Here is a 20445-nt window from a genome sequence, read left to right as displayed (position 1 = left end):
GTTCCCTGGCTTTGATCAGTGCAGCGACGGTTTGGCGGCAGCCGCCGCGTCTTTCTTGGTTTCCGAGAACAGCAGCAGCGGCGCGACGCGCAGGTATTCCATGACTTCCATGTAGTCGGTTTCGCCGTCTTCGGACTCTTCCAGGGCATCCTGCACCTGGGAAATCGCTGCCAGATCCTGCAACACCTCGGTGGCCTCGGTGCTCAGGGCGCTGCTGTCACGGCAGTTCAGGCCGAACCCGCTGAGGAAGCCCTGGCACCACTGGCCCAACGCAGCGGCGCGTTCGGTAAGCGGAGCATCGTCGGTCGGCAGCAACAGGACGACGGTCACGTCATCGCCGGTGAGCTCGCCCTTGACCATCTCTTGCAGGCCGATCAAGGCGTTGCGTACGTTGTCCTGCGGCTCGTTTTCGAGCAGTTCGGCGGCGTCGATCAGCCAGCCTTCGGCATCGAAACCGGCGCCGGCGCAGCTGCGGCCGAGCAGCAGGCCGTGCAGTTCGGCAGGCGAGACATTGTGACCACTGGAAGTCAGCAGGGTGGCGAAAGCTTGGTACGGGGAATTCTGAATGGTCATGGGCAGCTAGGCGCCAGACGGCGCTATGTCTAGAATGAAGGCCTTGTATCCTACATCGACTCCTCTGTAGGAGCGAGCCTGCCGAATCGTCGCACCGTCGCGATGGCCGCCAACGATTACGCTGGGTACCTGACACCCGCGGCGTTCTCGGGTTCATCGCGAGCAGGCTCGCTCCTACAGTTCAACCCCATCAGACAGTGAAGACAATGGAAGACACCGACCTGCAAGCGCTGATGGCCAGACTCGAACTGCTGATTACCCGAGTCGAGCAACTTAAGAGCCAAAACGGACTCTTACTAGCTCAGGAAAAGACCTGGCGCGAGGAACGCGCTCACCTCATTGAAAAAAACGAAATCGCCCGGCGTAAGGTCGAATCGATGATTTCGCGCCTCAAGGCCCTGGAGCAAGACTCATGAGTTCAAGCAATAGCGTCACCGTGCAGATCCTCGACAAAGAGTATTCGATCATCTGCCCCCAGGAAGAGCGCAGCAACCTGGTGAGCGCCGCCCGCTATCTGGACGGCAAGATGCGCGAGATTCGCAGCAGCGGCAAAGTTATCGGTGCCGACCGTATTGCCGTGATGGCTGCGCTGAACATCACCCACGACCTGCTGCACAAGGAAGAGCGCCCGGATATCCAGGCCAGCGGCTCGACCCGTGAACAGGTACGTGACCTGCTCGATCGCGTCGATCTGGTGCTCGCGACCGATCCGGACGTCACCAAAGGCTGATTCGCGCCACCGCTTGCGGTATACTCCGATCACTCCCTGGGGTGCTTGCCAGTTGGCGATGTCCCTGAGCCGATTTGCTATACCCTGGAGGTTGCACGTTGGGCTGGTGTGCATGTCCGCTAGACGGAAAGCCTTAAAGCCTACTGCATCTTCCACCTTGAACTTTCGGGTTCAAGGGCTAAGTCGACAGCGGTACATCCGGGGAGCCTGATTCCAGTCCGATGCCGGTTTGAATACCGGCATCGGCGTTTTTATGGGTACCATTTGCGTACCCATACTGCTGAAGCCGATTCCATGACCGAACCTGCTTTGCTTCCCCGCCCGCAACTTCGACGCTTGCTGCGCAAGGCCCGCCGCGCATTGACGCCCAGTCAACAGCGCGCGGCAGCTCGCGGGCTGTACAGGCAATTGGCTCAGCAACCGCTGTTTCGCCGCGCAAAACACATCTCTCTTTACCTGCCCACCGACGGTGAAATTGACCCGCGACTGCTGCTGCGTGCGGCTCAACGTCGAGGCAAGGCCACCTATCTGCCGGTACTCAGCGCCTGGCCGCGAACCAAAATGGTTTTCCAGCGCATCCGCCCCGGTGAAAAGCTCAAGCCCAACCGCTTTCGGATACTCGAACCCCGGCACAACCTTGCCCGGCAACGCAAAGTCTGGGCGCTGGATCTGGTGCTGCTGCCATTAGTGGGTTTTGACGATGTCGGCGGACGCCTGGGCATGGGCGGCGGTTTCTACGATCGAAGCCTGGCCTACCTGGCGCGTCGCAATGACTGGCGCAAGCCGACACTGCTGGGGCTGGCCCATGAATGTCAGAAGGTCGAGCGCCTGGCTCAAGCGAGCTGGGATGTGCCGCTGCAAGGAACGGTAACGGACAAGGCCTGGTATTACGCGGGCTAGACGCCACTGGCGTCAGCGGCGTCGAAAAGACAGGATCAGCGCTTGAACGCAGTCGACTGTTGCTGCAACTGGGCTACTTCGACCGGCGCGTCGGTCTTGTTGGCCCACAGGCTTTGGGCATAGCCAGTGGTCACGACGCCGAGGCCGAACAAAATGACCAAAATCCATAGTAAATCCGGTTTGCGTTTCATCGATTGCCCCCCAAAGGCATATCAACACGATGACAGCAGCGGTTTCCGTTTTGTAGGCCGTGCAGCAGCGTCAAGCTCTAAAGGCCGGCATTTTGCGGCAACGTGAACCGCTGCGCAAATGCTGGCGTCAACCGACTGTCGGTTTGTCATAAAATTGCCCGACAACCTGCCCACTCACCTCGCAAGGAACAAAAAACATGGCCTATTGGCTGATGAAATCCGAGCCCGACGAACTCTCGATCAAAGGCCTGGAGAAGCTTGGCAGAGCGCGCTGGGACGGGGTCCGCAACTATCAGGCGCGAAATTTCCTGCGGGCCATGGCGGTGGGGGACGAGTTTTTCTTCTATCACTCCAGCTGCCCGGAACCAGGGATCGCCGGGATCGGCAAGATAGTCGAAGCCGCGTATCCAGACCCGACGGCGCTGGAGCCTGAAAGTCATTACTACGACCCCAAGGCAACCACGGAAAAAAACGCCTGGAGTGCAATTGACGTAGAACATATCAAGACGTTTTCCAAGGTCTTGAAGCTCGATTACCTGAAGCAGCAGACGGCACTGGCCGAAATGCCGCTGGTGCAGAAAGGATCGCGGCTGTCGGTGATGCCGGTGACGCCGGAGCAGTGGGCGGCGGTGATTGCGCTTCTGTAGGAGCACGGCTTGCCGGCGATGGCGGTCGTGGGAGCACGGCTTGCCGGCGATGGCGGTCTTGAGTGCGCTATCGCGAGCAAGCTTTGCTCCTACAGGTCCAGCATTACTGGATGATCAGGTTGTTGAACAACAGATCCTCAACCACCGGCTTGCCGGTTTCGTCGTTCATTATCTGCTGGGTTTGCTTCAGCGCTTCCTGACGCAGCTTTTCCTTGGCCTCGACGTTGTTCATCGTCTCGGTAGTCTGCTGGGCAAACAACGCCACGAGCTGATTCCGAATCAGCGGCTCGTTGGCCTTGACCGCTTTGGTCGCCTCTTCGCCGGTCACTCGCAACGCCACATCGGCCTTGTATACCTTGAGTTTCGGCGTGCCATCGAGCCCGTAATTACCCACGAACGGCGGGCTCAGGGTGATGTAATTGACCTTCGGTGCCGCATCCTCTTTGGCTTCTTCGGCCACTGCTGCCACAGGCAGAGACAGGGCCAGCATCAACATGATCCACGCTTTCACAATTCGCTCCTTATCCGGTTTGCGGCCTAGCATAACGACCCGCCGCGCAAGCACAAGCTTATGGCTGCCTATCAGGGCCGGGCATGCTCGTTGACCCATCGACTCACACACCTACACTTATCGGCCATCACTCCCAAAGGAATAGCCCTGATGAAAGCCGTGCTGTGCAAAGCCTTCGGCCCTGCCGAATCGCTGGTGCTGGAAGACGTCGCCAGCCCTGTCGCGAAGAAGAACGAAATCCTGCTGGATGTGCACGCCGCCGGGGTCAACTTCCCCGACACGCTGATCATTGAGGGCAAGTACCAGTTCAAGCCGCCCTTCCCGTTTTCACCGGGCGGTGAAGCAGCCGGCGTGGTCTGCGAAGTGGGTGAAAAGGTCAGTCACCTGAAAGTCGGAGACCGGGTCATGGCCCTGACCGGCTGGGGCAGCTTCGCCGAACAGGTCGCGGTGCCGGGCTACAACGTGCTAACGATTCCGCCGTCGATGGACTTCAACACAGCCGCCGCCTTCAGCATGACCTACGGCACCTCGATGCACGCGCTCAAGCAGCGTGGCAACCTGCAGCCGGGCGAAACCCTGCTGGTGCTCGGCGCTTCCGGTGGCGTCGGCCTCGCGGCAGTGGAGATAGGCAAGGCCATGGGCGCCCGTGTGATCGCTGCCGCCAGCAGCGCAGAAAAACTCGCCGTGGCCAAAGCCGCGGGGGCCGACGAACTGATCAACTACAGCGAAACCAGCCTCAAGGACGAAATCAAACGCCTGACCGATGGCCAGGGTGCCGACGTGATCTATGACCCGGTGGGTGGTGACCTGTTCGACCAGGCCATCCGCGCCATCGCCTGGAACGGCCGCCTGCTGGTGGTCGGTTTCGCCAGCGGCCGGATTCCCGAACTGCCGGTGAACCTGGCACTGCTCAAAGGTGCAGCGGTACTCGGCGTATTCTGGGGCTCGTTCGCCCAGCGCCAACCGCAGGACAACGCCGCGAACTTCCAGCAGCTCTTCGGCTGGTTTGCCGAAGGCAAGCTGAAGCCGTTGGTGTCGCAGGTGTATCCGCTGAGCAATGCCGCGCAGGCGATCAACGATCTGGGCCAGCGCAAGGCGGTAGGCAAGGTGGTGGTGCAGGTTCGCTGAATTGGCAAAACGGTCTGGACTCAAGCAATCGGGTTCAGACCCAGTCGACAACTAAAGCAGCTTGCGAAGGTCCTCAGGCAAAAACCTCGCAAACCGGGACGTTGGTTTGCTCGAACATTGCCGGACGATAATCGGCACCGCCCTGTTCAGCTTTGCGATCAGCTCCAGACGTCGCTCGTTTGACAAGCTGGTCGCGGAAAACGCATTCGACAGGTAGGCACGGGTGTAATGGAAGGCAGAAGCATCAAGCCAACCGCTCTCCGGAACATTGGCCATAACCTCATTGAAATCGCGGCATCTCAGCTCCTTGAGCCACTGATTGATATGAATGGGCAGATCCGAGTCGTATCGAAAGATCATGGGCGCAATGACCTCCTGCTCTTTGGGTTTGCCACCTTCGACCACCCACGGCTTGAATCGCCACTGCGCAATGGCAACCCGGGTCGCCTCGGCCAAATCCGGGTGATCGCTTTGCAAAATGCTCACCTTGCTCACCGAACCATCGGCATGCGCCGTGAACCTGACCCGGACATCACCTGTAATTCCGGCCCTTTGCAGCGCCGGCGGGTACACCGGCTTGGGATTGTCTTCCGGAATAAGCAAAAACTCCTCGGCCCGGGCTTCTCCAGACAACGCCAGCACCAGCAAGAACGCAATCCACCGCATAACCCTTATCTCTCCCCTTCGCACCTCAAATGCCAGTCTTGGCAACTGGCCAAAAGGTTAAAGCGCGAAGGTATTGAGCTGAAGATCATGGCTTCCGGTAACAGTGCAGGACATTTCCCAAAGATTTGCCTTAATCCTGCCGGCCCGGCAGTCACTAAAGGAAAGCGGTAACAACTCCTACAACGCCCTTCACTTACATCTGAGCGACATGTTCATAAAGGAATGCTCGTTTTCCAACATTTCCGCTGTTTGGCTGATGAGAACCAGTGCTATTTTCGGTAACGAAACTGTAACATTCGCATCCGCAGTCAAAACAAGAAAACTGGAGCTCCTGAATGTTTGCTTTCTTTCGTCCTGCCGCACATCAGGCGCCCTTGCCTGAAGAAAAAATAGACAGCACCTACCGCCGCCTGCGCTGGCAAATCTTCGCCGGTATCTTTATCGGTTACGCCGGTTACTACCTGCTGCGCAAAAACTTTTCCCTGGCGATGCCCTATCTGATCGAAGAGGGCTATACCCGCGGTGAACTGGGCGTGGCGCTGTCGGCGATTGCCATCGCCTATGGCTTGTCCAAGTTCCTGATGGGCATCGTTTCCGACCGCTCCAACCCGCGCTTCTTCCTGCCGTTCGGCCTGATGGTTTCGGCTGCCGTGATGTTCATTTTCGGTTTCGCGCATTGGGCAACGTCCAGCGTGACCATCATGTTCGTCCTGCTGTTCATCAATGGCTGGGCTCAGGGCATGGGTTGGCCGCCCAGTGGCCGGACCATGGTGCACTGGTGGTCACAGAAGGAACGCGGTGGCGTGGTGTCGCTGTGGAACGTCGCGCACAACGTCGGCGGCGGCCTGATTGGTCCGCTGTTCCTGGTCGGCATGGGCCTGTTCAATGACTGGCATGCCGCGTTCTACGTACCGGCAGCCGTCGCCATGGCCGTGGCGGTTTTTGCCTTCATCACCATGCGCGATACCCCGCAATCGGTGGGCCTGCCGCCCATCGAGAAGTACAAGAACGACTATCCGGAAGGCTACGACGCCAGCCACGAAGAAGAATTCAGCGCCAAGGAAATCTTCGTCAAATACGTGCTGCGCAACAAAATGCTCTGGTACATCGCCCTGGCCAACGTCTTCGTCTATCTGCTGCGCTACGGCGTATTGGACTGGGCGCCGACCTACCTCAAGGAAGCCAAGGGTTTCACCGTAGACAAGACGTCCTGGGCGTACTTCTTCTACGAATGGGCGGGTATCCCGGGCACGTTGCTGTGCGGCTGGATGTCGGACAAGATTTTTCGTGGCAACCGTGGCCTGACCGGCATGGTGTTCATGGCGCTGGTGACCGTGGCGACCCTGGTGTACTGGTTGAATCCGGCCGGCAACCCGACGGTCGACATGATCGCCCTGGTGTCCATCGGCTTCCTGATCTACGGCCCGGTCATGCTGATCGGCTTGCAGGCGCTGGAGCTGGCGCCGAAGAAAGCCGCCGGTACGGCAGCGGGTTTCACCGGTTTGTTCGGTTACCTGGGGGGTTCGGTCGCGGCCAGTGCAGCGATGGGCTACACCGTGGACCACTTCGGTTGGGACGGCGGTTTCGTCCTGCTGATCGGCGCCTGCCTGCTGGCGATGGCTTTCCTTGCGCCAACGCTGTGGCACAAGCAAGTCGCCAGTCAGAGCCGCGAAGCACTCGCCTGATCGGCCTTTGATTTACAGCGCTTGAGCCGCGCCTCCAGATTCCGGTCTGGCATGGCGTGGCTACGCAGGGCGTGAGCGGTCTGCTCGACATAATCGCGAGTGGTGCCGTAACGCCCGCAAGCGTTTTCAAACACATGGCTCAGCACATGATCCGGCAAGTTGCCGGCATAACTGGGCAGGTGCCGCTCCAGAACGAATCCCAATGCCTGAACCTGGTTGCCGTCTTCGAGTCGGCAGTTGAGCCAGTGTGGACGATAAGACGGGAACGGCATCTCACGTTGCCAAAGCGCATACAGTGACGCTTCAAGTTGCTCTTCAGGCAGACGATAAGCAAAGCCGCTGCAAGAGCCGCCGCGATCCAGGCCGAATACCAGTCCCGGCATCTCCGGTGTGCCGCGATGTTCGTGGGACCACAGGTACAACCCCCGGTGGTAACCATGGACCCGCCCGCGAACGCGCTCGACAGCCGTGCACTCAGGGCGCCAGATCAGTGACCCATAGGCGAACAGCCATACAGGCCCACCCTTGTGGCGCGCCATGGTCGTTTGCATTGAGCTGAGTAATTGTTCGTGAGTGAGCTGCGGCCCCAGATCGAGCTGCGGCGGATAAGCCAGATTCAGAAATGAAGATTCTATGGCGCTCATGGCGAATAGCGTTCAGCTCCCCGCGAGTGAAGTATTACTTTATAGAACGCACCGTTGTAACAATAAGGCACATATGTTTTAAGGCAATTTAGGTGCCATGGCACAGTTATTAATTAACTGGCTGGATTAGATATAACGTACCGGCATTTATATTATTTTATAAATACCGATCCGCTATATACAGAGTTATAACCACCTGTGTAGGAGCGAGCCTGCTCGCGATGGGGTCAGGAGCGAAGCGGGCTTCCTGATTTCCCGTGTCAACGTTAACGACCATCGCGAGCAGGCTCGCTCCTACAGGGGTTACGATCTAGGCGCGTAGGCAAATACGTCTGCGCGCATCTGATGGGCGTCCATGCCCGCCTCGACCAGCGCATCCAGCGTGCCGTAGACCATGGCCGGAGAACCACTGGCGTACACGTGCAAAGTCTTGAGATCGGGGAAGTCTTCGCACACGGCCTCATGCAACATGCCGCAGCGTCCCTGCCAGCCGCTTTGATCGCTGACGACTTTGTGCAGGAACAGGTTGGGTAGCTTCAGCCACTCGTCCCAGTGTTCGATTTCATAGAAGTCTTCAGGACGGCGCACGCCCCAATACAAATGCACGGGGTGCTTGAAGCCTTCGGCGCGACAGTGTTCGATCAGGCCATGGACCTGGCCCATGCCGGTACCCGCGGCAATCAACACCAGAGGACCGTCCGGCAGCTCGGCCAGGTGCGTGTCGCCGAACGGCATGTCGATCCGCACCATCGTGTTGCCTTGCAGCTGCTTGATCAGGTTTATTGCACTGGCTTCGCGCGCCAGTACGTGGATTTCCAGATCACGCCCACCGGAGGGTGCCGAAGCCAGGGAGAAAGATGATTTCTCGCCATTGTCCCGATGGATCATCAAGTACTGGCCGGCGTGATAACGCGGAGGTTTACCCGCCGGCGCCCGCAGCCGCACTCGCCAGGTATCACCACCGACCTCGGTGCAACTGGTGACCTGACACGACAGGGTGCGCACCGGCAATTCTCCCAGCGCGAGCACGCCATCCCACAGCACGATGCAGTCTTCGAGCGGCTCTGCAATGCAAGTGTAGAACTCGCCATGATCGCGCACATCGCCCGCCTGTTCGACGCGCCCTTCCACCAGCAGCGCAGCGCACACATGGCAGTTGCCGTTGCGACAGCTTTGCGGGCACTCATAGCCCAGACGACGTGCGCCATCGAGAATCCGCTCGCCGGGCAGGATCTCGAGCACCGCTCCGGAGGGCTGCAAAGTTACACGCATCAATCTATTCCTAACTGATTCCAGATGGCATCGATCCGTTGGGTCACGGCATCGTCCTTGACGATCACCCGGCCCCACTCACGTGTGGTTTCGCCCGGCCATTTATGCGTGGCATCGAGCCCCATTTTCGACCCCAGGCCGGACACCGGCGAGGCGAAGTCAAGGTAGTCGATCGGCGTGTTCTCGATCATCACCGTGTCGCGCTTGGGGTCCATGCGCGTGGTGATGGCCCAGATCACGTCGTTCCAGTCCCGTGCGTTGATATCGTCGTCAGTGACGATAACGAACTTGGTGTACATGAACTGTCGCAAAAACGACCAGACACCGAGCATTACCCGCTTGGCATGCCCCGGATACGACTTCTTCATGGTCACGACGGCCATGCGGTACGAGCAGCCTTCTGGCGGCAGGTAGAAATCGGTGATCTCCGGGAACTGCTTCTGCAGGATCGGCACGAACACTTCGTTCAGCGCCACGCCGAGGATCGCCGGCTCATCCGGTGGACGTCCGGTGTAGGTGCTGTGGTAGATCGGCTTGATGCGATGGGTGATGCGCTCGACGGTGAACACCGGGAAGCTGTCGACTTCGTTGTAGTAGCCGGTGTGGTCGCCGTACGGGCCTTCATCGGCCATCTCGCCCGGATGGATCACGCCTTCAAGGATGATCTCGGCGGTGGCCGGCACTTGCAGGTCGTTGCCCCGGCATTTCACCAGTTCGGTGCGGTTGCCGCGCAGCAGGCCGGCGAAAGCGTATTCGGAGAGACTGTCGGGCACCGGGGTCACGGCGCCGAGAATGGTCGCCGGGTCAGCGCCCAGCGCCACGGCCACCGGGAACGGTTGCCCCGGATGCTTCTCGCACCATTCGCGGTAATCCAGCGCGCCGCCACGGTGGCTGAGCCAACGCATGATGACTTTGTTGCGGCCGATCACTTGCTGACGGTAGATCCCGAGGTTCTGCCGATCCTTGTTCGGACCTTTGGTAACGGTCAGGCCCCAGGTGATCAGCGGCGCCACGTCGCCCGGCCAGCAGGTCTGCACCGGCAGTGTCGAGAGATCGACGTCATCGCCTTCGATGACCACTTCCTGGCAGATCGCATCTTTGACGACCTTGGGCGCCATCGAGATGATCTTGCGGAAGATCGGCAGTTTGGACCAGGCGTCTTTCAGCCCTTTCGGCGGCTCGGGTTCCTTGAGGAACGCCAGCAACTTGCCGATTTCGCGCAGTTCGCTGACCGCTTCGGCGCCCATGCCCAACGCAACGCGCTCGGGGGTGCCGAACAGGTTGCCGAGCACCGGAATGTCATAACCGACAGGCTTTTCGAACAGCAGGGCCGGGCCTTTGGCGCGCAAGGTGCGGTCACAGACCTCGGTCATTTCGAGCACTGGGGACACCGGAATCTGGATGCGCTTGAGCTCGCCGCGCTGTTCCAGCCCGCTGATAAAGTCGCGCAAGTCGCGATACTGCATGCGTAAGCCTCGTGTTGGCCGTGGCGTTCGGGGCAGGCAGTTTAGCGCCGAACCCCTCTATTCAGAACCACGAACTGCCGGTTCATCAAAAATCAGATAGCAAAAAGCCGGGTTTCCCCGGCTCTGGTGCCCTGTATGGCACAACCTGCTCGACTTACTTGCGTTTCATCGACAGGAAGAACTCATCGTTGGTCTTGGTCGTTTTCAGCTTGTCGACCAGGAACTCGATGGCAGCGACTTCGTCCATCGGGTGCAGCAGCTTGCGCAGGATCCACATGCGCTGCAACTCGTCGTCGGCGGTCAGCAACTCTTCGCGGCGGGTGCCGGAACGGTTGATGTTGATGGCCGGGAACACGCGCTTTTCAGCGATGCGGCGATCCAGAGGCAGTTCCATGTTGCCGGTGCCTTTGAATTCCTCGTAGATCACTTCGTCCATCTTCGAGCCGGTTTCAACCAGCGCGGTGGCGATGATGGTCAGCGAGCCGCCTTCTTCGATGTTCCGCGCAGCACCGAAGAAACGCTTTGGCTTCTCCAGGGCGTGGGCATCGACACCACCGGTGAGCACTTTGCCGGAGCTCGGGATCACGGTGTTGTAGGCACGGGCCAGACGGGTGATGGAGTCGAGCAGGATCACCACGTCTTTCTTGTGCTCGACCAGGCGCTTGGCCTTCTCGATCACCATTTCGGCCACCTGTACGTGACGGGTTGGCGGCTCGTCGAACGTCGAGGCAACCACTTCGCCGCGCACGGTGCGCTGCATTTCGGTTACTTCTTCCGGACGCTCGTCGATCAGCAGCACGATCAGGTGAACTTCAGGGTTGTTGCGCGCAATGTTCGCCGCGATGTTCTGCAGCATGATCGTCTTACCGGCTTTCGGCGGTGCAACGATCAGACCGCGCTGGCCTTTGCCGATCGGGGCGCACAGGTCGATAACACGACCGGTCAAGTCTTCGGTGGAGCCGTTGCCGGCTTCCATCTTCATGCGCACGGTCGGGAACAGCGGGGTCAGGTTCTCGAAGAGAATCTTGTTTTTCGCGTTTTCCGGACGGTCGAAGTTGATCGTGTCGACCTTGAGCAGCGCGAAATAACGCTCGCCTTCCTTCGGAGGGCGGATCTTGCCAACGATGGTGTCACCGGTGCGCAAGTTAAAGCGACGGATCTGGCTCGGCGAGACGTAGATATCGTCCGGGCCGGCGAGATAGGAGGCGTCTGCAGAGCGGAGGAAGCCGAAGCCGTCCTGGAGAATCTCCAGCACGCCATCACCGGAGATTTCCTCGCCGCTTTTCGCGTGCTTTTTCAGCAGGGAGAAAATCACGTCCTGCTTGCGCGAACGGGCCATATTTTCTATGCCCATCTGTTCGGCCAATTCGAGCAGTTCGGTAATCGGCTTTTGCTTGAGTTCAGTCAGATTCATATAGGAATGACGTAATCATTTATGGAGGGGGGAAAATTAAGCTTTTGGCTTAATGAGGCCGCGCCGCGGAGAAGGCGACAGGATCGCGTACTTATTCGAAAAGGAGAGCGTCGGCGACGGCTAGCAGGGGGCACTGGAGAAACCAGCGCGGGGCCGAATGTAACACCTGAGTTTCGGAGCGTCTAGCCCTCATAACGAAAAAGGCCCCGCGAATTGCGGGGCCTTTATTTGACACGCTGCGACGACGCTTAGATGTTGGCGTCGAGGAAGGCTGCCAGTTGCGACTTCGACAGTGCGCCGACCTTGGTCGCTTCAACGTTGCCGTTCTTGAACAGCATCAGGGTCGGGATACCACGCACGCCGTGCTTGGCCGGGGTTTCCTGGTTTTCGTCGATGTTCAGTTTGGCAACGGTCAGCTTGCCTTTGTAAGTCTCGGCAATTTCGTCCAGAACAGGAGCGATCATTTTGCAAGGGCCGCACCACTCAGCCCAGTAATCGACCAGTACAGCGCCTTCAGCCTTGAGTACGTCGGCCTCGAAGCTAGCGTCGCTAACGTGTTTGATAAGATCGCTGCTCATGGAATTCTCCAGGGTTGTAAGCAAAAAAACGTGGCCCATCATAGCTGCCCTTCCCGTGTTCAGGAAGGTGCAGATGATTGAGTCTCGCTATGGTGGTCCATGAGTTTGGGTATAGCCCAGGTCACGCTGTGGCGGGAGCGACGAAGGCGATTCCGGTGCGCAAGGCGGCATTGCGCACATGTTCGTGCATGGCTTTCTGTGCGGCCCCTGAGGCTCGGCGTGCCAGTGCGCGAAGGATTTTGCGATGTTCCTGCCAGGTTTCCATGGCCCGTTCGGCCCGGATGAACGGTAGCTTCTGGCTCTCCAGGAAGATGTCGGCGCTGGCGGTGAGGATGCTCAGCATCGCCTGATTGCCGCTGGCCAGCAGAATTCGACGGTGAAATTCGAAGTCCAGGCGCGCCGCCGCTTCAAAGTCGCCAGACTTCAATTCGTTGCGCATGGCGGCGACATTGTCTTGCAGCGCATCGAGCTCATCGGTACTCAAGGTCACGGCCGCCAGCCCTGCGGCAAACCCCTCCAGCGCATAGCGCAACTGAAAAATGTCCAGCGGCGAAGCCTGCGCCGCGAATGGCCAGCCCGGCGCCGCATCGCCTCGCGGCAGCTCCACTGGTGATTGCACAAACACGCCTTTGCCCGGCTGGATACTGATGACCCCCAGTGCGCTCAGTGATGACAACGCCTCGCGCAACGACGCCCGACTGACCCCCAATTGCACCGCCAGATCCCGTTGCGAGGGCAAGGCATCCCCGGGCCCGAAGCCCTGTTCGGTGATCAGTTTGCGGATGGCTTGCAGCGCCACTTCGGGTACGGCACGGGAGATCGAGTTCATGATTTTCCAGACGAACCAGGCCAATGTGCGGCCAGTTGTAAAGCTATTCGCGGCGTCCGGCAAGTCGTGCCCCATGGGGGTTCGGGAATTTTCACGGGTGCGCTATCGAGGTGCGAAACGCGACTCGACTGTTCAGACCAGTAAGACCTTCCGACACCAGTAAAACCGCGCGCTGGCGCCCCCATGGCCCGAGGTTGGCATGGCCCATGCTCTGTCGATCCGCAGACATTCCTTCTCGCCGATTCGGAGATCTGCCATGACCCAGCGTTACAGCGCACTCATCAAAGTCTTGTTCGCTAGCCTGATGCTGAGCCAGGCACCCGCCCACGCCGACGGTCTGGAGGATGTGGTCAAGCGCGGCGTCCTCAAGGTTGCCGTGCCCCAGGACTTCCCGCCCTTCGGCTCGGTCGGCCCGGACATGAAACCTCGCGGCCTGGATATCGATACTGCAAAACTGCTGGCCGACCAGCTCAAGGTCAAACTCGAACTGACTCCGGTCAACAGCACCAACCGCATCCCGTTCCTGACCACCGGCAAGGTCGACCTGGTGATTTCCAGCCTTGGCAAAAACCCCGAGCGGGAAAAAGTCATCGACTTCTCCCGCGCCTATGCACCGTTCTACCTCGCCGTGTTCGGCCCGCCAGAAGCCGACATCAAAGGCCTGGACGACCTCAAGGGCAAGACCGTCAGCGTCACCCGTGGCGCCATCGAAGACATCGAGCTGAGCAAGGTCGCGCCCGAAGGCGTGACCATCAAGCGCTTCGAAGACAACAACTCGACCATCGCCGCGTACCTGGCCGGGCAGGTCGACCTGATCGCCAGCGGCAACGTGGTCATGGTCGCCATCAGCGAAAAGAACCCGAAACGCGTGCCGGCGCTGAAAGTGAAGCTCAAGGATTCGCCGGTCTACGTCGGCGTGAACAAGAACGAGCCGGCGCTGCTGGACAAGGTCAATCAGATCCTCGTGACCGCCAAGAGCGACGGCGCATTGGAGAAGAACGCATTGACCTGGCTCAAAGAGCCGCTGCCGGCCGACCTCTGACACGGCGCGCAGGAGACACGCTATGGCTTATCAGTTCGATTTCTTGCCGGTGGTTCACAACACCGATCTGTTGCTGCGCGGTGCATTGTTCACTCTGGAGCTGACGGCCATCGGTGCGGTGCTCGGCGTGGGGCTGGGCATTGTCGGCGCCCTGGTGCGGGCCTGGAACATTCGCCCGTTCGCCGGGATCTTCGCGGTCTACGTCGAATTGATCCGCAACACGCCGTTCCTGGTGCAGCTGTTTTTCATCTTTTTCGGCTTGCCGTCGTTGGGCGTGCAGATTTCCGAATGGCAGGCGGCGGTATTGGCGATGGTGATCAACCTCGGTGCCTATTCCACCGAAATTATCCGCGCGGGCATTCAGGCGATCCCGCGAGGGCAGCTGGAAGCCGCGGCGGCGTTGGCAATGACGCGTTTCGAGGCGTTCCGCCACGTGGTGCTGCTGCCGGCGCTGGGCAAAGTCTGGCCGGCCCTGAGCAGCCAGATCATCATTGTCATGCTCGGCTCGGCCGTCTGCTCGCAGATCGCCACCGAAGAGCTGAGCTTCGCCGCCAACTTTATTCAGTCGCGCAACTTCCGCGCCTTTGAAACCTATGCACTGACCACGTTGCTTTACTTGTGCATGGCCCTGTTGATCCGCCAGCTCCTGAACTGGATCGGAACACGCTATATCTCCAGGAGCAGCCGATGAGCGATTTCACTTTCTGGGACATCCTGCGCAACCTGCTCACGGGCCTGCAATGGACGCTGGCGTTGTCGCTGGTGGCGTTCATCGGCGGTGGCGTGATCGGCCTGCTGATCATGGTCATGCGCATTTCGAAAAAAGCCCTGCCGCGCAGTTTCGCCCGCACTTACATCGAACTGTTCCAGGGCACGCCGCTTTTGATGCAACTGTTTCTGGTGTTTTTCGGTGTGGCGCTGGCCGGGGTTGAGATTTCGCCGTGGATGGCGGCGGCGATTGCGCTGACGCTGTTCACCAGCGCTTACCTGGCAGAGATCTGGCGCGGTTGCGTCGACTCGATTCCCAATGGCCAGTGGGAAGCTTCGGCGAGCCTGGCGCTGAACCCGTTGGAACAGCTGCGCTACGTGATCCTGCCGCAGGCGCTGCGCATCGCCGTGGCGCCGACCGTGGGCTTCTCGGTGCAGGTGGTCAAAGGCACGGCTGTGACTTCGATCATCGGCTTCACCGAACTGACCAAGACCGGCGGCATGCTTGCCAACGCCACTTTTGAACCGTTCATGGTCTACGGTCTCGTCGCCCTCGGCTATTTCCTGCTCTGTTATCCCTTGTCCCTCAGTGCGCGCTACCTGGAAAGGAGACTGCATGCCTCTGCTTAGAATTTCCGCCCTGCATAAATATTACGGCGATCACCATGTGCTCAAAGGCGTCGACCTGAGCGTGGAGGAAGGCCAGGTGGTGGCGATCATTGGACGCAGCGGCTCGGGTAAGTCGACCTTGCTGCGTACCCTCAATGGCCTTGAGTCCATCAACGATGGCGTGATCGAAGTCGACGGTGAATACCTCGATGCTGCCCGTGCCGATCTGCGCAGCCTGCGGCAGAAAGTCGGCATGGTGTTCCAGCAGTTCAACCTGTTCCCGCACCTGACCGTCGGTGAAAACGTCATGCTTGCACCGCAGGTGGTGCAAAAAGTATCAAAAGCCAAAGCGATCGAACTGGCGCGGCAAATGCTGGAAAAGGTAGGGCTGGGTGAGAAGTTCGATGCCTTTCCCGATCGGCTGTCCGGCGGACAACAACAGCGGGTGGCAATTGCCCGGGCGCTGGCGATGTCGCCGAAGGTTTTGCTGTGTGACGAAATCACTTCGGCGCTGGACCCGGAGCTGGTCAACGAAGTGCTGAGCGTTGTTCGGCAACTGGCCAAGGAAGGCATGACGCTGATCATGGTCACCCATGAGATGCGTTTTGCCCGGGAGGTGGGGGATAAATTGGTGTTCATGCATCACGGCAAGGTGCATGAGGTGGGGGACCCGAAAGTCCTGTTCGCCACGCCGCAAACGGCGGAACTGGCGAACTTCATTGGGACAGTGGCAGCATCAAGCTAAATCCCTGTGGCGAGGGAGCTTGCTCCCGTTCGACGGCGCAGCCGTCGCAAAATCTGAGGACCGGTTTTTCCTGACTCACCGCGTTGGATGGTTTTAGGGCCGCTACGCAGCCCAGCGGGAGCAAGCTCCCTCGCCACAGGGACCCATGTAGTCCATGCGCTGGATCAAGGCTTTGAACCGAACGCGTTGGCGCCAGCCTTTGATCGTGGCACGATGTCGAGGTTATCGACCGAGACCCCCAGACCATGCCGCAATCCCAAGCCAAGAATCTGTCCCTGATCGCCGCAATCGACCTGGGCTCCAACAGCTTTCACATGGTCGTGGCCAAGGCCCAGAACGGCGAAATCCGTATTCTCGAGCGTCTCGGGGAGAAGGTTCAGCTGGCGGCCGGCATCGACGACGAGCGTAAACTCAGCGAAGAATCCATGCAGCGCGGGCTCGATTGCCTCAAGCGTTTTGCCCAACTGATCAACGGTATGCCCCTCGGCGCCGTGCGTATCGTTGGTACCAACGCCCTGCGTGAAGCTCGTAACCGCGCCGAATTCATCCACCGCGCCGAAGAAATCCTCGGCCACCCGGTGGAAGTCATCTCCGGCCGAGAAGAAGCGCGCCTGATCTACCTCGGCGTGTCCCACACCCTCGCCGACACCACGGGCAAGCGCCTGGTGGCGGACATCGGCGGCGGCAGTACCGAATTCATCATCGGCCAGCGTTTCGAACCGCTGCTGCGCGAAAGCCTGCAAATGGGTTGCGTCAGCTACACCCAACGCTATTTCAAGGACGGCAAGATCACCCCGGCCCGCTATGCCCAGGCGTACACCGCGGCGCGGCTGGAGATCATGAGCATTGAACACGCCCTGCATCGCCTGACCTGGGATGAGGCCATCGGCTCCTCGGGCACCATCCGCGCCATCGGCCTGGCGCTGAAGGCCGGTGGTCACGGCACCGGCGAAGTGAACGCCGAAGGCCTGGCCTGGCTCAAGCGCAAGCTGATGAAGCTCGGCGATGTCGAGAAAATCGACTTCGAAGGCATCAAGCCCGATCGTCGGGCGATCTTCCCGGCGGGCCTGGCAATCCTCGAAGCCATCTTCGACTCCCTCGAACTGCAACGCATGGACCACTGCGAAGGTGCCCTGCGTGAAGGCGTGCTGTATGACCTGCTCGGCCGCCATCATCACGAAGACGTGCGCGAACGCACCCTGACCTCCCTGATGGAGCGTTATCACGTCGACCTGGAACAGGCGGCGCGGGTCGAACGCAAAGCCCTGCATGCCTTCGATCAGGTGGCAAGCGACTGGGACCTGGAAGATGGCGTCTGGCGCGAACTGCTCGGCTGGGCGGCGAAGGTCCATGAGGTGGGCCTGGACATCGCTCACTACCAGTACCACAAGCACGGCGCTTACCTGATCGAACACTCGGACCTGGCCGGGTTCTCCCGCGAAGACCAGTTAATGCTCGCGCTGCTGGTGCGTGGCCACCGTCGCAACATTCCCAAGGACAAATTCGCCGACTTCGGCGATGACGGCATCAAGCTGATACGCCTGTGCGTGTTGCTGCGCTTCGCGATCCTGTTCCACCACATCCGCGGTACTCAGCAAATGCCTCAGGTCGAGCTCAACGCCATGGGCAATCATCTTGAAGTGGTGTTCCCGGAAAACTGGCTGGATGAAAACCAGCTGACCCAGGCCGACTTCGCTATCGAAGCGGAATGGCTGACCCGAGTGGATATCGTTCTCAGCGTGCGCTGATACGCACTGCGCCTGTAGGAACACGGCTTGCCGGCGATGGCAATTTTAGAGACGCCATCGCATGTGGCGGAAACAAAAATGGCGATCCGCAGGGATCGCCATTTTTATGCTCCGACGCTTTAACGCACTGTCAGAATCGGACTGCCCAATCGCTCCAGCAACGTCGCCTGGGCGCTGCGCGGGTTCTGGTTGCCGGTCGGCGTGTTGCGGATGTAACGACCGTCCGACTGCAGGCTCCAGCTGTGGGTGTTATCGGTCAGGTACAGCTCCAGCTCCTTCTTCACCCGCATGATCAGCTTCTTGCCCTCGACCGGGAAGCATGTCTCGACGCGCTTGTCGAGGTTGCGCTCCATCCAGTCGGCACTGGACAGGAACATCTGCTCATCGCCGCCGTTGAGGAAATAAAACACCCGGGTGTGTTCCAGGAAACGCCCGATGATCGAACGCACGTGAATGTTGTGCGAAACCCCGGCAATGCCCGGCCGCAGGCAGCACATGCCACGCACCACGAGGTCGATGCGCACGCCCGACTGGCTGGCCTTGTACAACGCACGGATGATCTTCGGATCGGTCAGTGAGTTGAACTTGGCAATGATGTGCGCCGGTTTGCCATCGAGGGCGAACTGGGTCTCGCGGGCAATCATGTCGAGCATGCCCTTCTTCAGGGTGAACGGCGCATGCAGCAACTTCTTCATGCGCAGGGTCTTGCCCATGCCGATCAACTGGCTGAACAGTTTGCCGACGTCTTCGCACAAGGCGTCGTCGGAGGTCAGCAGGCTGTAGTCGGTGTAGAGGCGAGCGTTGCCGGCGTGATAGTTACCGGTACCGAGGTGCGCATAACGCACGATTTCACCGGCCTCGCGGCGCAGGATCAACATCATCTTGGCGTGGGTCTTGAAGCCGACCACGCCGTAGATCACCACCGCACCGGCCGCTTGCAGACGGCTGGCCAGTTGCAGGTTGGACTCTTCGTCGAACCGCGCGCGCAACTCGATCACCGCGGTAACTTCCTTGCCGTTACGCGCCGCATCCACCAGCGCATCGACGATTTCCGAGTTGGCGCCGGAGCGGTACAGGGTCTGGCGCACCGCCAGCACGTGCGGGTCCTTGGCAGCCTGGCGCAGCAAGTCGACCACCGGGGTGAACGACTCGAACGGGTGCAGCAGCAGGATGTCCTGCTTGCTGATCACACTGAAAATGTTCTCGCTGTTTTGCAGCAGCTTCGGGATCTGCGGGGTGAACGGCAGATATTGCAGCTCGCGCTGGCTGTCCAGACCGGTGATGCTGAACAGACGCGTCAGGTTCACCGGACCGTTGACCTGGTACAACTCGGTCTCGCTCAGGTTGAATTGCTTGAGCAAGTAATCGGACAAGTGTTTCGGGCAGGTATCGGCGACTTCGAGACGCACCGCATCACCATAGCGACGCGAGAACAGCTCACCACGCAGGGCGCGGGCAAGGTCTTCGACGTCTTCGGAATCCAGCGCCAGGTCGGCATTTCGGGTCAGGCGGAACTGGTAGCAGCCCTTGACCTTCATGCCCTGGAACAGGTCATCGGCGTGGGCGTGGATCATCGACGACAGGAACACATAATTGTCGCCGGCGCCGCCCACTTCCTCCGGCACCTTGATGATGCGCGGCAGCAGGCGCGGGGCCGGGATGATCGCCAGGCCGGAGTCGCGACCGAAGGCGTCGATGCCTTCGAGCTCGACGATGAAGTTCAGGCTCTTGTTCACCAGCAACGGGAACGGGTGCGTCGGGTCGAGACCGATCGGGGTGATGATCGGCGCGATCTCGTCGCGGAAATAACGGCGCACCCAGGTTTTCAGCTTGGTCGTCCAGTGACGACGACGGATAAAGCGGACCTGATGTTTTTCCAGCTCCGGCAACAGAATGTCGTTGAGAATCGCGTACTGGCGGTCAACGTGGCCGTGCACCAGTTCGCTGATGCGCGCCAGGGCCTGATGCGGCTGCAAGCCATCGGCCCCCGCCTGCTCACGGGCGAAAGTGATTTGCTTCTTCAGGCCGGCGACGCGAATTTCGAAGAACTCGTCCAGGTTGCTGGAGAAGATCAGCAGAAACTTCAGCCGCTCCAGCAACGGATAGGTCTCATCCAGCGCCTGTTCCAGTACGCGGATGTTGAACTGCAGTTGCGACAACTCGCGATGGATGTACAGGCTGCTGTCATCCAGGCCGGGAATGGCAATCGCCGGCGCCGCCGGGGCGGGCTCGGTTACCGCCGCGGGTGGAGCAGGCTCCAGCTCCGGCGGGGTCTCGGCGATTTGCTCGACCACAGGTTGAGCGTCTTGTACGGCAACTTCCGTGAGTCCTTCGGTATTCATCACATGTTCCTGGGAGG

The 20445-nt window shown here is 59.8% G+C and carries 22 protein-coding genes and 1 other RNA gene; 12 read left to right on the top strand and 11 right to left on the bottom strand.

Features of this window, described 5'->3' with window-relative positions; all coding sequences use genetic code 11:
- Positions 1-15 precede the first annotated feature (15 nt).
- Positions 16-573 (bottom strand): YecA family protein, encoded by a 558-nt coding sequence (locus D8U73_RS04640; RefSeq protein ID WP_130903833.1) that lies wholly within the window; start codon positions 571-573, stop codon positions 16-18.
- Between the two features lie 206 nt (positions 574-779).
- Between D8U73_RS04640 and D8U73_RS04635 the strand changes: the two genes are divergently transcribed.
- The 4 genes from D8U73_RS04635 to D8U73_RS04620 all read left to right on the top strand — a co-directional run bounded on the left by D8U73_RS04635 (position 780) and on the right by D8U73_RS04620 (position 2203).
- Complete coding sequence (locus D8U73_RS04635) at positions 780-989, top strand: TIGR02449 family protein (protein WP_007982902.1); 210 nt, start codon at positions 780-782, stop codon at positions 987-989.
- Positions 986-1303 carry a cell division protein ZapA gene (locus D8U73_RS04630; RefSeq protein WP_008055229.1) on the top strand — a complete coding sequence of 106 codons (318 nt, stop codon included), beginning with the start codon at positions 986-988 and terminating at the stop codon, positions 1301-1303. The genes D8U73_RS04635 and D8U73_RS04630 overlap by 4 nt, the downstream gene beginning before the upstream one ends.
- Before the next feature lie 30 nt (positions 1304-1333).
- Positions 1334-1512: non-coding RNA, 6S RNA (ssrS, locus tag D8U73_RS04625), on the top strand.
- Positions 1513-1597: 85 nt separating this feature from the next.
- Positions 1598-2203, top strand: a complete 606-nt coding sequence (locus tag D8U73_RS04620) for a 5-formyltetrahydrofolate cyclo-ligase (RefSeq protein WP_056854082.1) — start codon at positions 1598-1600, stop codon at positions 2201-2203.
- Positions 2204-2238: 35 nt separating this feature from the next.
- Here D8U73_RS04620 and D8U73_RS29130 read toward each other — a convergent pair whose 3' ends face one another.
- Positions 2239-2394, bottom strand: coding sequence for a hypothetical protein (locus tag D8U73_RS29130; protein WP_008048702.1), 156 nt, complete (start codon positions 2392-2394; stop codon positions 2239-2241).
- Positions 2395-2591: 197 nt separating this feature from the next.
- On the opposite strand from D8U73_RS29130, the gene D8U73_RS04615 reads away from it, so the two are divergent.
- On the top strand, positions 2592-3041 hold the full coding sequence (locus D8U73_RS04615; protein ID WP_056854083.1) for an EVE domain-containing protein: 450 nt from the start codon (positions 2592-2594) through the stop codon (positions 3039-3041).
- A gap of 103 nt (positions 3042-3144) precedes the next feature.
- Here D8U73_RS04615 and D8U73_RS04610 read toward each other — a convergent pair whose 3' ends face one another.
- On the bottom strand, positions 3145-3552 hold the full coding sequence (locus D8U73_RS04610) for a flagellar basal body-associated protein FliL (RefSeq protein WP_056854084.1): 408 nt from the start codon (positions 3550-3552) through the stop codon (positions 3145-3147).
- Positions 3553-3702: 150 nt separating this feature from the next.
- On the opposite strand from D8U73_RS04610, the gene D8U73_RS04605 reads away from it, so the two are divergent.
- Positions 3703-4680: an NADPH:quinone oxidoreductase family protein gene (locus D8U73_RS04605; RefSeq protein ID WP_130903832.1), complete on the top strand. Its 978-nt coding sequence runs from the start codon at positions 3703-3705 to the stop codon at positions 4678-4680.
- A 51-nt stretch (positions 4681-4731) separates the two neighbouring features.
- Here D8U73_RS04605 and D8U73_RS04600 read toward each other — a convergent pair whose 3' ends face one another.
- Positions 4732-5346, bottom strand: coding sequence for an energy transducer TonB (locus D8U73_RS04600; protein ID WP_056854086.1), 615 nt, complete (start codon positions 5344-5346; stop codon positions 4732-4734).
- Positions 5347-5681: 335 nt separating this feature from the next.
- Here D8U73_RS04600 and glpT point away from each other — a divergent pair, with 335 nt between their 5' ends.
- Entirely contained in the window at positions 5682-7031 is a 1350-nt protein-coding gene (gene glpT, locus D8U73_RS04595) for a glycerol-3-phosphate transporter (RefSeq protein ID WP_056854087.1), read from the top strand.
- Here glpT and D8U73_RS04590 read toward each other — a convergent pair.
- The 6 genes from D8U73_RS04590 to D8U73_RS04565 form a co-directional block, all read right to left on the bottom strand.
- Positions 7007-7675: a gamma-glutamylcyclotransferase gene (locus tag D8U73_RS04590; RefSeq protein ID WP_056854088.1), complete on the bottom strand. Its 669-nt coding sequence runs from the start codon at positions 7673-7675 to the stop codon at positions 7007-7009. The genes glpT and D8U73_RS04590 overlap by 25 nt on opposite strands.
- Before the next feature lie 303 nt (positions 7676-7978).
- Positions 7979-8947, bottom strand: a complete 969-nt coding sequence (locus tag D8U73_RS04585; RefSeq protein WP_130903831.1) for a CDP-6-deoxy-delta-3,4-glucoseen reductase — start codon at positions 8945-8947, stop codon at positions 7979-7981.
- Positions 8947-10413: a 4-hydroxy-3-polyprenylbenzoate decarboxylase gene (gene ubiD, locus D8U73_RS04580; protein WP_130903830.1), complete on the bottom strand. Its 1467-nt coding sequence runs from the start codon at positions 10411-10413 to the stop codon at positions 8947-8949. Before ubiD ends, D8U73_RS04585 begins: the two co-directional genes overlap by 1 nt.
- Positions 10414-10567: 154 nt before the next feature.
- Complete coding sequence (rho, locus tag D8U73_RS04575) at positions 10568-11827, bottom strand: transcription termination factor Rho (protein ID WP_003206716.1); 1260 nt, start codon at positions 11825-11827, stop codon at positions 10568-10570.
- Between the two features lie 248 nt (positions 11828-12075).
- Positions 12076-12405: a thioredoxin TrxA gene (trxA, locus tag D8U73_RS04570; RefSeq protein ID WP_003206727.1), complete on the bottom strand. Its 330-nt coding sequence runs from the start codon at positions 12403-12405 to the stop codon at positions 12076-12078.
- Positions 12406-12526: 121 nt separating this feature from the next.
- Positions 12527-13234, bottom strand: a complete 708-nt coding sequence (locus D8U73_RS04565) for a FadR/GntR family transcriptional regulator (protein ID WP_056854091.1) — start codon at positions 13232-13234, stop codon at positions 12527-12529.
- A 256-nt stretch (positions 13235-13490) separates the two neighbouring features.
- Between D8U73_RS04565 and D8U73_RS04560 the strand changes: the two genes are divergently transcribed.
- The 5 genes from D8U73_RS04560 to ppx all read left to right on the top strand — a co-directional run bounded on the left by D8U73_RS04560 (position 13491) and on the right by ppx (position 18086).
- Entirely contained in the window at positions 13491-14276 is a 786-nt protein-coding gene (locus D8U73_RS04560; protein ID WP_056854092.1) for a transporter substrate-binding domain-containing protein, read from the top strand.
- A gap of 22 nt (positions 14277-14298) precedes the next feature.
- Entirely contained in the window at positions 14299-14967 is a 669-nt protein-coding gene (locus D8U73_RS04555; protein ID WP_130903829.1) for an amino acid ABC transporter permease, read from the top strand.
- Positions 14964-15614 carry an amino acid ABC transporter permease gene (locus D8U73_RS04550; protein ID WP_130903828.1) on the top strand — a complete coding sequence of 217 codons (651 nt, stop codon included), beginning with the start codon at positions 14964-14966 and terminating at the stop codon, positions 15612-15614. Before D8U73_RS04555 ends, D8U73_RS04550 begins: the two co-directional genes overlap by 4 nt.
- The gene (locus D8U73_RS04545) at positions 15601-16338 is read left to right on the top strand and encodes an amino acid ABC transporter ATP-binding protein (RefSeq protein WP_130903827.1); all 738 of its coding nucleotides are present in this window, start codon (positions 15601-15603) and stop codon (positions 16336-16338) included. Before D8U73_RS04550 ends, D8U73_RS04545 begins: the two co-directional genes overlap by 14 nt.
- A gap of 245 nt (positions 16339-16583) precedes the next feature.
- Positions 16584-18086, top strand: a complete 1503-nt coding sequence (gene ppx / locus D8U73_RS04535) for an exopolyphosphatase (protein WP_130903826.1) — start codon at positions 16584-16586, stop codon at positions 18084-18086.
- 119 nt (positions 18087-18205) lie between these two features.
- Here ppx and ppk1 read toward each other — a convergent pair whose 3' ends face one another.
- Positions 18206-20428 carry a polyphosphate kinase 1 gene (gene ppk1 / locus D8U73_RS04530; protein WP_056854097.1) on the bottom strand — a complete coding sequence of 741 codons (2223 nt, stop codon included), beginning with the start codon at positions 20426-20428 and terminating at the stop codon, positions 18206-18208.
- Positions 20429-20445: the final 17 nt, after the last annotated feature.

The sequence above is a fragment of the Pseudomonas sp. Sample_22 genome (assembly GCF_004307635.1).
In the GTDB taxonomy this organism is placed as follows: Bacteria; Pseudomonadota; Gammaproteobacteria; order Pseudomonadales; family Pseudomonadaceae; genus Aquipseudomonas.
This window is presented reverse-complemented; position numbering and strand designations above follow the sequence as displayed.

Excerpts from the sequence above, each read along its gene's own strand:
- D8U73_RS04640 (WP_130903833.1), bottom strand. The coding sequence starts at position 573 with ATGACCATTCAGAATTCCCCGTACCAAGCTTTCGCCACCCTGCTGACT.
- D8U73_RS04635 (WP_007982902.1), top strand. The coding sequence starts at position 780 with ATGGAAGACACCGACCTGCAAGCGCTGATGGCCAGACTCGAACTGCTG.
- D8U73_RS04630 (WP_008055229.1), top strand. The coding sequence starts at position 986 with ATGAGTTCAAGCAATAGCGTCACCGTGCAGATCCTCGACAAAGAGTAT.
- D8U73_RS04620 (WP_056854082.1), top strand. The coding sequence starts at position 1,598 with ATGACCGAACCTGCTTTGCTTCCCCGCCCGCAACTTCGACGCTTGCTG.
- D8U73_RS29130 (WP_008048702.1), bottom strand. The coding sequence starts at position 2,394 with ATGAAACGCAAACCGGATTTACTATGGATTTTGGTCATTTTGTTCGGC.
- D8U73_RS04615 (WP_056854083.1), top strand. The coding sequence starts at position 2,592 with ATGGCCTATTGGCTGATGAAATCCGAGCCCGACGAACTCTCGATCAAA.
- D8U73_RS04605 (WP_130903832.1), top strand. The coding sequence starts at position 3,703 with ATGAAAGCCGTGCTGTGCAAAGCCTTCGGCCCTGCCGAATCGCTGGTG.
- D8U73_RS04600 (WP_056854086.1), bottom strand. The coding sequence starts at position 5,346 with ATGCGGTGGATTGCGTTCTTGCTGGTGCTGGCGTTGTCTGGAGAAGCC.
- glpT (WP_056854087.1), top strand. The coding sequence starts at position 5,682 with ATGTTTGCTTTCTTTCGTCCTGCCGCACATCAGGCGCCCTTGCCTGAA.
- D8U73_RS04590 (WP_056854088.1), bottom strand. The coding sequence starts at position 7,675 with ATGAGCGCCATAGAATCTTCATTTCTGAATCTGGCTTATCCGCCGCAG.
- D8U73_RS04585 (WP_130903831.1), bottom strand. The coding sequence starts at position 8,947 with ATGCGTGTAACTTTGCAGCCCTCCGGAGCGGTGCTCGAGATCCTGCCC.
- ubiD (WP_130903830.1), bottom strand. The coding sequence starts at position 10,413 with ATGCAGTATCGCGACTTGCGCGACTTTATCAGCGGGCTGGAACAGCGC.
- rho (WP_003206716.1), bottom strand. The coding sequence starts at position 11,827 with ATGAATCTGACTGAACTCAAGCAAAAGCCGATTACCGAACTGCTCGAA.
- trxA (WP_003206727.1), bottom strand. The coding sequence starts at position 12,405 with ATGAGCAGCGATCTTATCAAACACGTTAGCGACGCTAGCTTCGAGGCC.
- D8U73_RS04565 (WP_056854091.1), bottom strand. The coding sequence starts at position 13,234 with ATGAACTCGATCTCCCGTGCCGTACCCGAAGTGGCGCTGCAAGCCATC.
- D8U73_RS04560 (WP_056854092.1), top strand. The coding sequence starts at position 13,491 with ATGACCCAGCGTTACAGCGCACTCATCAAAGTCTTGTTCGCTAGCCTG.
- D8U73_RS04555 (WP_130903829.1), top strand. The coding sequence starts at position 14,299 with ATGGCTTATCAGTTCGATTTCTTGCCGGTGGTTCACAACACCGATCTG.
- D8U73_RS04550 (WP_130903828.1), top strand. The coding sequence starts at position 14,964 with ATGAGCGATTTCACTTTCTGGGACATCCTGCGCAACCTGCTCACGGGC.
- D8U73_RS04545 (WP_130903827.1), top strand. The coding sequence starts at position 15,601 with ATGCCTCTGCTTAGAATTTCCGCCCTGCATAAATATTACGGCGATCAC.
- ppx (WP_130903826.1), top strand. The coding sequence starts at position 16,584 with ATGCCGCAATCCCAAGCCAAGAATCTGTCCCTGATCGCCGCAATCGAC.
- ppk1 (WP_056854097.1), bottom strand. The coding sequence starts at position 20,428 with ATGAATACCGAAGGACTCACGGAAGTTGCCGTACAAGACGCTCAACCT.